Origin of the sequence: Pseudaminobacter soli (ex Zhang et al. 2022), assembly GCF_014595955.1 — a bacterium.
Taxonomy (GTDB): domain Bacteria; phylum Pseudomonadota; class Alphaproteobacteria; order Rhizobiales; family Rhizobiaceae; genus Kumtagia; species Kumtagia pseudosoli.
The window spans coordinates 238187-249766 of record NZ_JABVCF010000008.1 but is presented as its reverse complement, the minus strand read 5'-3'; the positions used below and the strand labels follow the sequence as shown (position 1 = coordinate 249766).

The window sequence follows — 11580 nt, the reverse complement described above, 5'->3', positions numbered from 1 at the left end:
CGAGATTGGTCGATCGGCGCTGCGATGTCTACTGCCGGAATAGCAATTTGCCCGCCGGTTGAGCACTCCTCCTCGGGAGCGCGCGTATAGTTTCATTCCGCATGGGCTGCCCGCGTGTCAGTCGATGCAAACGATTCCCGCTCCAAACGTGATGGAACGAGGATCTTCTGTCCAAAGTTCGGTTTCCCCAGCCCATGTGGGAAACGACCATGAGACAGATCCTGATCAAGAGCACGTTTGCATTGGCCCTCGGCATCTCTCCCGGACTTGCCGTGGCCCAGACCGAAATGCCCAGGCAGAAGGCGCCTGACCAGACCCAGGGCCGCGGAGGCAGATGCGGGGCGGCGCAAGGCGAGCAGGGCGGCCGCCAGATGCAAGGGCAACGTGGCGAGAGCGGCGAAGAAACGCCGGGCGCGGAAGAGCGCGGCGGGGAGATGCGCGGCGGTCATGCAATGGAGCCTCGTACACAAGGAGGTCAGCAGGGTGACCAAGGCGGGCGCAGAAGCGAAGAGCGCGGCGGGGAGATGCGCGGCGGGCATGCAATGGAGCCTCGTACACAAGGAGATCAGCAGGGTGACCAGGGCGGGCGCAGAGGCGAAGAGCGCGGGGGCGAGATGCGCGGCGGTCATGGAATGCAGCGGGGCGGACAGCAAGATCAACAAGGTGAGCAAGGCGGTCGGATCGAAGGGCACGGCGGCAGGATGCAGGGACGGCATGGGATGCGTCTTGGAGAGGAGCAACGCACCGAGGTCAGGAACATCTTCCGCGAGGTGCACGTCGAACCCGAGCGTGACATCAACTTCTCGGTCGACGTGGGCGCCCATGTACCGCGGGAGGTCCATCTGCACCGGCTCCCGGCTCGTATCGTGGAGATTGTTCCCGACTACAGGGACGATCAGTATTTCGTGCTGCCGGACGGGCGGATCGTGATCGTCGACGCGGGCTCGCTAGAAGTCGTGGCGATCATTGGCTAGCTGCATCGCAGGCGTCTGAGCGGCGAAGTTCCGGACGACGGAAAGCGTTGTTTCAGGGCAAAAACTTCCTCTCCGCCAGCGGCGTGGTCGAGACGTGGATTGCGGCGGCCTCGTTGGCAGAGCGCAAGCAGTCGTCGAAGGAGTGTCCCGCCGCGAGGCGCGACACGAGCGTGCCAACGAACACGTCGCCGGCTCCATGGGTGCTGACAAGCGTCACCGGAAGGGCCGGCAGCATCACCGGATGGGCGCCGCGTCGCATCCCGGCCACGCCATCCTCTCCTGCCGTGACGACGACGGCTGGGAAGCGTTCCGCCAGCGCCCTGGCTGCATCCGCTGCGGACGGAAGGTCTGTCACGCGCAACCCGCCTAGCTGCTCCGCCTCGATGGCGTTCACCACGAGCAGGTCGATTAAGGCTGTCAACTTTTCCGGCAGAGGACGAGAGGGTGCTGCGTTGAGGCAGACCAAAACCCCAGCGGCCCGGGCCGCACGCGCCGCCGCGATGTTGACTGCATTCGGCATCTCGTTCTGGAGGATTAGCGCCTTGGCGCTGGACCATAGGGCCGGGTCGGCGAGAACGGCGGGATCGAGGAGGAGGTTCGATCCCGACACGATCACCGCGCCGTAGTCGCCTCCAGAATCCGAGATCGCAACGCTCATCCCGGACCCCACTTCCGGCAGTCTGGTCACATGCGAGGCGTCGACACCGCCGGCGACCAGCCGGTCCAGCAGGAAACGCCCGAAATCTTCATCGCCGACTGCGCCGACCATGCGAACCTCGGCACCAGCCCCCGCCGCCGCGACTGCCTGGTTTCCGCCTTTGCCCCCGAACTTCGGGCGCCAGGAAAAGCCGGTGATGGTTTCGCCTTTCCGGGGCCGGTCCGGGGCGTCCACCATGATGTCGTAGTGCAGGCTCCCGACCACGACGATGACTGGCTTTTCGGACGTGCTCATGGGGAGCGTGACTTGAAGGTCATTCCCATCGCCCTGGTCAGGCGCCGATCAGCGCTTCGTTGACGATCCGTTGGCTGACGACCGCGTCCTGCCGCTCGAATGCGTCGGCGAGCCTGTTGTCCCCGTCCAGCCGATCGGCGATCGCGAGCAGGCGCTGGACGGTGGCGATGTTGGCCTCGCACTCCGCCACGGGGTCGAGGCCGCTGGCGTCCGGGAAGGTGTCGAAATAGAGCGCGCCGTCATAGCCGTCACGGCGGATCTGGCGCAGCAGTTCGAGCGTGGAACGCAGGTGCACCGCACCGACCATGAGCCCGTCGTCTCGCTTGCCGTAGCCGTCGTTGAGGTGGACGCCGAACAGCCGGCTGCGGCGATGGATGAGATGCGCGGCGAAGGCCGGCTGTTCGCCGGCATAGAGGGAATGGGCAAAATCGATCGTCACGCCGAGGTTCGGCGCGCCGGCTTCGGCTATGGCGAGCAGCGTCGTCGCGGCATCCCGGAGCAGGCTGTGGGCGCGGGGCTCGTCCGGCTTGTACTCGATGCTGATGCGACAGCTCGGATCGTGCTCGGCGACGGCGCGTATGCCTTCGATCTCCAGATCCCAGGCGCGCTCGTAGTCGAGCTGAAAATTGTAGTCGAACCCGTCCTGGCCGAGCCAGATGGTCATGAGGTCGGCGCCCATCGCGCGCGCGGCATCAATTCCCCGCTTCGTGAGATCGATCGCTTCCTGCCTCACCGCTCTGTCGGGATTGGTGAAGGCGCCGAGCTTGAAGGCCGAATTGGTGTAGTAGCGCATCGCCAGGCCGTTGATCGAAAGGCCGAAGTCGCCGATGCGCCGGGCAATCGCCGCCGGATCATCTGAGACGTGGTCCGGATAGTTGAGATCGAGGTCGGTCAGGCCCTTGGCGCTCGCCGCTCGCTCGGCCATCTGCATCATCGTCGGCTTTCCATTCAGGTCTGGCCAGAAAAGCTGCGGCGCGGAGGCGAAGGAATTGAGCCGGGTGGCGAAGCGCGAAAAGGTCATGTGGTCCGATACCGTCAACTCGCTTACGGTTCTCACGAATGTCATGAGGTAGCAAGGAGAACACCCCGGCGGTGGGCTTTGTGGCAGGTTCCTGAGCGCTATCGTGGTTTCCCACGCCCTCTGCAGCCAAGCAGATTTTAGAACGTTTCCGAACCAATGTGATGCGTATCACGCTGCGGCAACGGCACACCGGCACCGCCTCGCGACATCCCCCTTGACCTTCCAGCGGCGGGAAGGTGCAGAAGGCATGCGAGCGATTTCCGGACGAGGTGTATGATGGGCAAGGGCAAAATTCAGACTTCTCTCCATGCTGCCGGCTCGCGCAGCCCCGAACATCGGCATCCTGCAAGCCATCCTCATCACGGGCCTGACCACTCAGGCAATCATCACGAGCAAGCCGGCGCGGCCGCTCCGGTCGAAGGCGGCCATCGCGTCAAGGATCCGGTTTGCGGCATGATGGTCGATCCGCACACGACGCACCATCGGGCAACATATGGCGCAAAGACCTGGTACTTCTGTTCCGATGGCTGCCGGACGAAGTTTACGGCGGATCCGGAAAAATACGTCTCGGAAAAGGGCGGGCCGATCGAAGAGGCACCGCCCGGCACCGTCTATACCTGTCCCATGCATCCGGAAGTCCGGCAGGTGGGGCCGGGATCATGTCCGATCTGCGGCATGGCGCTGGAGCCTGTGCTGGTCAGCGTCGATGCGGAGCCCAATCTTGAATTGATCGACATGAGGCGCCGCTTCTGGATCGGGCTGGCGTTGGCGATACCGGTGGTCATCCTCGAGATGGGTGGGCATTTTCTCGGTCTGAACCACTATATCGGCCAGGGGACCTCCAACTGGTTGCAACTGGTGTTTGCAACACCCGTCGTCCTCTGGGCGGGCTGGCCTTTCTTCCAGCGCGGCTGGCAATCGCTCGTCACCCGCAATCTCAACATGTTCACCCTGATCGCGATGGGTACGGGTGCGGCATGGATCTACAGCATCGTGGCGACGGTCGCGCCCGGCATCTTCCCTGATGCCTTTCGACAAGCGGACGGCTCCGTCGCGGTTTACTTCGAGGCTGCTGCCGTCATCACGGTTCTGGTTCTGCTCGGGCAGGTGCTGGAACTTCGGGCGCGCGAGAGCACCAGCGGCGCGATCCGCGCGCTACTCGACCTCGCCCCGAAGACCGCCCGGCGCATTCGGGACGACGGTACCGAGGAAGAGGTGCAGCTTGACGCGGTTCATGTCGGCGATCGCCTTCGCGTTCGGCCCGGCGAGAAGGTCCCCGTCGACGGCGAAGTCCTCGAAGGCCGCAGCGCCGTCGACGAGTCGATGGTAACGGGCGAGTCAATGCCGGTGACCAAGGAGGTCGGCTTGAAGGCGATCGGGGGGACGATGAATCAATCCGGCGCGCTCGTCATCGAGGCGAAGAAGGTCGGCCGCGACACCATGCTGTCTCAGATCGTTCAGCTTGTCGCTGAGGCTCAGCGCAGCCGCGCGCCGATCCAGCGTCTCGCCGACCAGGTGTCGGGCTGGTTCGTTCCGGCGGTGATCGTCGTCGCTGTGCTTGCATTCGTCGCCTGGTCGATTTGGGGTCCGGAGCCGCGTTTCTCGTTCGGTCTTGTCGCGGCGGTTTCCGTTCTCATCATCGCCTGTCCCTGCGCGCTCGGGCTTGCGACGCCGATGTCGATCATGGTCGGCGTCGGGCGCGGCGCGCACGCAGGTGTTCTCATCAAGAACGCCGAGGCGCTCGAGCACATGGAGAAGGTCGACACGCTTGTCGTCGACAAGACGGGAACGCTCACCGAAGGTCGGCCCGCCGTCACGGCCATCGTTCCGGCGTCTGGTTTTACGGAGGCGGAAGCCCTGCGCCTTGCCGCGAGTGTGGAGCGGGCGAGCGAGCATCCGCTCGCCCTCGCCATCGTCCGCGCCGCCGAAGAACGCGGGATCGCGATCGCACCTGTGGCTGATTTCGACTCGCCCACCGGCAAGGGCGCACTCGGAACCGTCGAAGCCAAGCGCATCGCTCTCGGCAACGCCCGCTTCCTTGCCGAGCAGGGCGTCGATGTCGGCCCGCTCACCGAGGAAGCGGACGAACTGCGCAAAAACGGAGCGACGGCCATCTTCATGGGCGTCGACGGGCAGGCGGCGGCGATCCTCGCCATAGCGGACCCGGTGAAGGCCTCTACGCCGGAAGCGCTGGCCGCGCTGAAGGCGCAGGGCATACGGATCGTCATGCTCACCGGCGACAACCTGACAACTGCGCAAGCCGTCGCCCGGCAACTCGGGATCGACGAGGTCGAGGCCGAGGTGCTGCCGGATCAGAAGAGTGCGGTGGTGCAGCAGCACAAGGCCGCCGGCCGCGTCGTGGCGATGGCGGGCGATGGCGTCAATGACGCCCCTGCGCTCGCGGCCGCCGATGTCGGCATCGCCATGGGCACCGGTACCGACGTGGCGATGGAAAGCGCCGGCGTTACCCTGCTCAAGGGCGATCTGACCGGTATCGTGCGGGCGCGCCGGCTCTCGCAAGCGGTGATGGGCAACATCCGGCAAAACCTGTTCTTCGCCTTCATCTACAATGCGCTGGGGGTCCCCGTGGCGGCTGGTGTGCTCTACCCGACCTTCGGCATTCTCCTGTCACCGATCATAGCGGCCGCCGCCATGGCGCTGTCTTCGGTGAGCGTCATCGCGAACGCTTCCCGGCTTCGCGCCGCGAAATTGTAGGAGGCTGCGGTGGGCTCCGTATGGCAGCGTCTTTTTCCGGGACCGCTTCGTTCCTTGCGCTGCCGCAAGGCTGACTGAAAAAGGCAGGATAGTATGCTCCAGTAACCCGGCGGGGGAGCCCACTTGGGCCGCTGAAATCGTCGGCGGCAGTGTTCGTAAAGCGAGAAACAACGATGCGAAACAACCATGCGATCAGCCGTCGTGCCCTTCTGGTGGGCGCCGCTGCGATACCGGGCCTGTTTTCCCTGACAGGATTGGGACGCGCCGACGCTTTGCCGCTGGTGACGGTGACAAAGGATCCGAATTGCGGCTGCTGCACCGGCTGGGCCGAGCATATCCGGGCTGCGGGATTTCCGTTGAAAGTAGTTGAATCCGGCGATCTCGACAGCCTCAAGCAGCGGCTTGGCGTGCCCTCGGCGCTTTACTCCTGCCATACGGCCGAAGTGGGTGGCTATGTCATAGAGGGGCATGTGCCGGTCTCGGCCCTCCAGCGCCTCCTGGCCGAGCGGCCCTCCGGCACGGGTCTTGCGGTTCCCGGAATGCCCGCCGGCTCTCCCGGCATGGATTTTCCAGGCGTCACGCCCGAAGACTACGAGGTCTTCCTGTTTGGTCCCTCCGGCCAAAAGACGTTCGCGCGCATTCGTGGCGCGCAGGAGATCTGAGCGCAGCGCCGCTGGCCGCGCCTGGTGGAAGCGCGACCAGCGGCTCACCCACCTTCATTCTCGGACAGGAGCCGCAGTCCCGAATCTCCCATTCGCATATGCCCGCGGAAGCGGCGGCATTCCCGGTCCAGGACGCGGCAAAGCCAGGCAGTTTCCGAGGGCGATGCTCGAACGAGTTGGAACCGCTGTAGTCGGAAGGGAGCAAGTTCCAGCGCAAGAAGGCGGCCGCGAGGATCAAGCTCGACGAAGTAGGCGAGGACGAGATTTGGGCGATACTCCGCGTATCCAGAGATCCCTTCATAGTCGTTGATGAAGTCGCCGCAGCCATACAGGATCAGCTTCCCGGCATGCACCTCGATCGCCAGAGGGTGATGGGACGAATGGCCATGCACAATGTCCACGCGGGCGCGGTCGATCAGTTCGCGTGCGAATGCCTGATGAAGCTGAGGTATGTCGTAGCCCCAATTCGGTCCCCAATGCAGCGAGACGAGGACGAGGTCGCCCGGCTGCCTCCAGGCTTCGATGTCGGCCGCGATCTTGGTGCCGGAACCCGGGCCCAAGCTCCTGAGGAAGTTCACTCCTGGCCGCGCCGGTTTCGCCGCCCAATGATCGGGAACACCGCTCGAGGAGTATGCAAAGGCGAACACGAGCAGCCGGCCGGCGCTGCCTTGGAGTAACGCCGGGGCCGCCGCTGCATTCCGATCGACACCGGCGCCGGCCACCGTCACTCCCGCAGGCTGCAGCGCGGCAAGCGTGTCCAGAAGACCGCTTACCCCCCAATCAAGCACGTGGTTGTTGGCGAGCACGCAGCAATCGATCTCTGCAGCGGTGATGCAGCCGATGTTACCGGGATGCATCCGATAGTTTATACCCTTCGGCTCGTGTGTCCCGTCGTCGGTGATGCTGGTCTCGAGATTGATGATCCGGAAGTCGGGCCTGCGGGCCGCGATGACGTCCAGCGCATCGCCCCAGACATATTCGAAGGACGCCGGCCGAGGGATCTCGCCCGACGCGCGTTCTGCCAGGGCCAGATAGCCGAGCGCCGAGCGCATGTGAGGTTCGTAGAGAACAGGGTCGCAGGCACGAGGCATGATCTGGTCGATGCCTCGGCCGGTCATGACGTCCCCGCACAGGAAGATCCTCATTTGTCCATTTTATAGAGGGCAATTTCGACTACAAGACATCCCGCGCTGACCGGGGGCGCCGGCTCCTCTCACATTGGCTCGACGCTGGAGGCGTGCGGGCCCTTGTCGCCTTCATGCTCGGAGAAGCGGACCTCGCTTCCCTCGGCGAGGCCAGCCCAACCCGTGTCGGTGGCCATACTCTCGCGCCGAAAGAAGAATTCCCGGCCGTCCTGCGCCTGGATGAAGCCGTACCCTTCTGTCGGCATAAGCCGCGTGATCCTGCCACGTAGGACCTGCGGATGCGGTTTCACACGATGGCCACTCTTCTTGCGGACGAGGTCCTCGAGTTGGCGTTGGGCAGCATCGAAGCTGTCGCGAATTGTGACATAGACGTCTTCATGCGCTCGGTTCCGATCCTCTCCCTTACCTGTGACGATCTCCTTGCCGGGCACCGTCACATCCACCAGGACCTGATAGAGCCTGCCCTTCCTGCCGTGCCTGTGCGGCGCCTCGATCACCACGCTGCACGAGGTGATGCGATCATGGAAGCGGGTCAGGCGCTCTATGCGTTCCCGCACGACTTCCTCGACGGAGGGAGACGGCTCCATTCCCCGGAACCGGATCTGAGGCTCAATCTGCATGGCTCTGTTCTCGCCTCAAATATCGAGCGTGTGACTCGGTCCCGTGCGCGTAGCATTGACGCGCGTCAAAGCCCTTTGGCGGAGCTCCAATTGAACCTGGTGGTCGCCCGCCGATGGTGAGTGCACATTGATGCCGATCAAACATGATGCTGGCCGGAAGGGGCACAAAGCTGCGTGTGAGGAACATGGCTGGGCCGCACTATGTGGCAAGCGCTGGATTCGTTGCGCAGAGTTCAGTTCGAGCTGGCCGACAGCCTGCGCCGCGCTCACGGCAATGCTTTTGACGCGCTGGGTCTCGCCGCTCGCGAATGCCCGTATCAGGTGGTTTCCGCAGCGCCGTTCTGGCGTCTTCGCGACTATGGAGGCCGCGACCGGGCGGCATCGCTCCTGGTTATCGCCGCTCCCATCAAGCGCCCCTATATCTGGGACCTCGCTCCGTCGGCGAGCGCGATCCGCTGCTGCCTTAGGCACGGCCTGCACGTCTATCTGCTTGAGTGGGAGCCGGCCTCGCAGCGTCATGGCAACCGAGGTCTCGAAGACTACGTGCGGGCCATCGATGATTGTGTCGCTGCGATTGCCGGCAGCGCGGCGAGTGCACCGCCCGTGATCGGCCATTCGCTGGGTGGCACGCTTGCGGCCATCTACGCGGCCTTCTCGCCCGAAAGCATCAGTGGTCTCGTGCTTCTCTCTGCGCCCCTCTGCTTCCAGCCGGGAAGGAGCACTTTCCGTGATGCGCTGGTCAGCCTGGTCCCGGCGAATCTCACCGAAACCCATCCATTTCCGGGCTCGCTTCTGTCCTGTATGAGCATGCTGGCCTCGCCCAACACTTTCATCTGGTCGCGCATGATTGACGCGGCGCTCAGCATCACTGACGGTCATGCGCTGGAAATCCATGCGCGAGTGGAGCGCTGGGCGCTAGACGAGGTTCCCCTGCCGGGGCGGCTGGTGCATCAGATCATCGACTGGCTCTACCGCGAAAACCGCCTGTGCTCCGGCGCGCTGACGATGGATGGCGTGTCAGTCGGTCCCGAACGAATTGCGGCGCCCACGCTGGCGATCGTGAACACAGCGGACGAGATCGCGCCAGTCGCGTCGGTCGAGCCGTTCCTGTCCGTCATCCGAGCCAAGGACGTCCAGATGATCAAGATCTCCGGCGAGAGAGGCGTGTGTCTGCAGCATGTCGGCGTGCTCGTCGGGCGCGAAGCCCATGCCGGGGTCTGGCCGAGCATCTTCTCCTGGATCGATGCCCACTGCTGATGGATCGCTCCCGGAACCTTGATCCACATCAATGTGAGTGACACCCTCGGCGCTCACATAGTCCTGCTCGCTGCTCGGCCCCGAGGCGATGCGAGCGCATAGGTGAGGGAAACAATATGTGGGTACGGAGTCTCAGCAGCCCGGAATGCAGGAAGCTCCTGGAGGCAAACCGGCTGGGCCGCCTTGCGTGCTCCTCCGACGGCCGGCCCTACCTTGTGCCGATCTACTATGCCTATGGCGGAAACTATCTCTACGCGTTTTCACTGCCCGGCCGGAAAATCGAATATCTGCGAGCCAATCCCGCGGTAGCGATGCTGGTGGAATTGAGTGGGCCCGGCCGCGCCTGGCAAAGCGTGCTGGTCGAAGGCCGCTTCGAGGAACTGCGCGACCGGATCGGTTACAAGGTGGAACGCGAACACGCCTGGTCGCTGCTCAGTCAGCACGCCAATTGGTGGGAGCCGGGAGCGCTCAAGCCAGACGCGCAGCCAGTCTCGAACCAATCGCCGCACGTGTTCTTCCGGATCTCGATCGACCAGCTATCGGGGCGCGAGGCGAAAGAGCGTTAGGGCCTTGAATTCTGCCGGGAGAACAAAGCCCCCAACGTAAGGGCGATCGCATTTCCAAAAGCGTGATCATGGTGTGAAGCGGCTAAGTCGCAGGAGTTCGCGCGCTAATCGGAATGTGACGGTGCTTCTGTTCGCGACACGAATCGCCGATGAGAGGCTCGTGTCCGAGACGTCCCTCTACCCGCCCCTGAAACGCTTCCTCGAGAGCCTCGGCTATGCCGTGAAGGGCGAGGTCAGCGGCTGCGATATCGTGGCGTTGGCCGATGGCGATCCGCCGGTGGTGATCGTCTGCGAGATGAAGCTGCAGTTCAATCTCGAACTCCTCCTTCAGGGAGTCGATCGGGCCGTTGCCTGCGACGAGGTGTGGCTTGCCGCCAGGCTCTCATCGAATGGCAGAGGTCGTGAAGATGATCCTCGCTTCAGAGCTCTCTGCCGGAGGCTGGGCTTCGGATTGTTGGGGGTGCGGGGAGAGAACGTCGAACTCCTGCTCAGCCCCGCCGCCCCGCCACCGCGGCGTGACCCGAAGCGCAGGTCGCGTCTCATCGAGGAGCATCGCCGCAGAAGGGGCGATCCAACCGTCGGTGGCGGCTCGCGGCAGCCGATCATGACCGCCTACAGGCAGGAGGCGCTCGCCTGCGCTGAAGCATTGTCGGAGGGACCACGCCGGCCGCGGGATCTCAAGCCCACTGCACCCAATGCCCAGAAGATCTTGCACCGCAATGTCTATGGCTGGTTCAATCGGGCGGAGCGAGGGCTCTACGAACTCACCTCGGCAGGGCGGGAAGCGCTGCAACGTTGGCCGGCGCCGTAGCGGATCATCTATCTTATGGCCTAGCGCGCGCTCGACGAAATGATAATTGTCAATGCCGAACTCCCGTTCATCCTGTCATCGTGGCGTTGAGCTACGCGCCAGTGCTGGTTCGGACCATCAATCACTCAGAACGAGACATCAATGGGTAATAAGGTAAGCAAGAGAGAACGTCGCCGCGACTTTCCCGGTGACCTGCCTTCATTTCTGGAGCCGCTAGAAGGGCCAAGCTATTTTCAGCGCCCGACGCCAGCAGTCTTAGATCCCATCGATGCTGAAGTCCTGTGGTTCAACCCCGACAAGGGCTTCGGCTTCATCAGGACAGTCGATGGATCAGAAGCGTTTCTGCACATCCGTGCGCTGGAAGCTGCTGGACACAACAGCGTTCCGAAGGGAGCGCAGATAAAAGTGACCCTGCAGGACGCTGCGCGAGGCAAGCAGGTGTCGCAGGTGCTCGAGGTTCTGGACGCAGGTCCGGCGACGCCGGACTTGAATCTATCGCGTCGTCCCGCATCCGAGCGTTCTTTTCAGCCAAATTCCTCTGAGCAGGAAGGGGAGGGTACCGTAAAGTGGTATAACGCCGACAAGGGCTTCGGCTTCATCTGCCGTGCCGAAGGCGGGAAGGACGTGTTCGTCCACGCCTCTGCCCTGAACCGATCCGGCATGAGTACCCTCGTTGAAGGTCAGCGGGTGCTGATGACCTATGCGCAGGGGCAGAAGGGACTGGAAGCCCGCAGTATCCGGCCTGTCTGAGCAGGCGTCGGGGGACCGAGGGGCTCAGTCCTCTCCAGGCGATGGTACTTGCCTGGGGCTGGACGACCATTCGACGATGTGGGGAAAAGTCGGAATCTTCGCCAAAA

Annotated in this window: 12 protein-coding genes; 7 read left to right on the top strand and 5 right to left on the bottom strand. The window is 63.7% G+C overall.

What is annotated here, in order from left to right:
* Positions 1-92: 92 nt before the first annotated feature.
* Positions 93-716 carry a hypothetical protein gene (locus tag HUI96_RS16600; RefSeq protein ID WP_188255782.1) on the bottom strand — a complete coding sequence of 208 codons (624 nt, stop codon included), beginning with the start codon at positions 714-716 and terminating at the stop codon, positions 93-95.
* A 3-nt stretch (positions 717-719) separates the two neighbouring features.
* On the opposite strand from HUI96_RS16600, the gene HUI96_RS16595 reads away from it, so the two are divergent.
* The gene (locus HUI96_RS16595) at positions 720-974 is read left to right on the top strand and encodes a DUF1236 domain-containing protein (RefSeq protein ID WP_188255781.1); all 255 of its coding nucleotides are present in this window, start codon (positions 720-722) and stop codon (positions 972-974) included.
* A gap of 52 nt (positions 975-1026) precedes the next feature.
* Here HUI96_RS16595 and HUI96_RS16590 read toward each other — a convergent pair whose 3' ends face one another.
* Both HUI96_RS16590 and HUI96_RS16585 read right to left on the bottom strand, forming a co-directional pair.
* A complete protein-coding gene (locus HUI96_RS16590; RefSeq protein WP_188255780.1) occupies positions 1027-1926 on the bottom strand; it encodes a PfkB family carbohydrate kinase in 900 nt (299 codons plus the stop codon).
* 37 nt (positions 1927-1963) lie between these two features.
* Entirely contained in the window at positions 1964-2947 is a 984-nt protein-coding gene (locus HUI96_RS16585; protein WP_188255847.1) for a sugar phosphate isomerase/epimerase family protein, read from the bottom strand.
* 276 nt (positions 2948-3223) lie between these two features.
* Between HUI96_RS16585 and HUI96_RS16580 the strand changes: the two genes are divergently transcribed.
* Together HUI96_RS16580 and HUI96_RS16575 are read left to right on the top strand one after the other, a co-directional pair.
* Complete coding sequence (locus HUI96_RS16580; RefSeq protein WP_188255779.1) at positions 3224-5662, top strand: heavy metal translocating P-type ATPase; 2439 nt, start codon at positions 3224-3226, stop codon at positions 5660-5662.
* Between the two features lie 173 nt (positions 5663-5835).
* Entirely contained in the window at positions 5836-6324 is a 489-nt protein-coding gene (locus tag HUI96_RS16575) for a DUF411 domain-containing protein (protein ID WP_188255778.1), read from the top strand.
* Between the two features lie 44 nt (positions 6325-6368).
* Here HUI96_RS16575 and HUI96_RS16570 read toward each other — a convergent pair whose 3' ends face one another.
* Together HUI96_RS16570 and HUI96_RS16565 are read right to left on the bottom strand one after the other, a co-directional pair.
* Entirely contained in the window at positions 6369-7469 is a 1101-nt protein-coding gene (locus HUI96_RS16570; protein WP_188255777.1) for a CapA family protein, read from the bottom strand.
* A 68-nt stretch (positions 7470-7537) separates the two neighbouring features.
* On the bottom strand, positions 7538-8089 hold the full coding sequence (locus HUI96_RS16565; protein WP_188255776.1) for an HPF/RaiA family ribosome-associated protein: 552 nt from the start codon (positions 8087-8089) through the stop codon (positions 7538-7540).
* A gap of 222 nt (positions 8090-8311) precedes the next feature.
* Here HUI96_RS16565 and HUI96_RS16560 point away from each other — a divergent pair, with 222 nt between their 5' ends.
* The 4 genes from HUI96_RS16560 to HUI96_RS29905 all read left to right on the top strand — a co-directional run bounded on the left by HUI96_RS16560 (position 8312) and on the right by HUI96_RS29905 (position 11473).
* Positions 8312-9346 (top strand): alpha/beta fold hydrolase, encoded by a 1035-nt coding sequence (locus HUI96_RS16560; RefSeq protein WP_188255775.1) that lies wholly within the window; start codon positions 8312-8314, stop codon positions 9344-9346.
* A 116-nt stretch (positions 9347-9462) separates the two neighbouring features.
* Complete coding sequence (locus tag HUI96_RS16555) at positions 9463-9912, top strand: pyridoxamine 5'-phosphate oxidase family protein (RefSeq protein ID WP_188255774.1); 450 nt, start codon at positions 9463-9465, stop codon at positions 9910-9912.
* A 160-nt stretch (positions 9913-10072) separates the two neighbouring features.
* Positions 10073-10723 carry a DUF2161 family putative PD-(D/E)XK-type phosphodiesterase gene (locus tag HUI96_RS16550; protein ID WP_188255773.1) on the top strand — a complete coding sequence of 217 codons (651 nt, stop codon included), beginning with the start codon at positions 10073-10075 and terminating at the stop codon, positions 10721-10723.
* 141 nt (positions 10724-10864) lie between these two features.
* Positions 10865-11473 (top strand): cold-shock protein, encoded by a 609-nt coding sequence (locus tag HUI96_RS29905; protein WP_188255772.1) that lies wholly within the window; start codon positions 10865-10867, stop codon positions 11471-11473.
* Positions 11474-11580 lie beyond the last annotated feature (107 nt).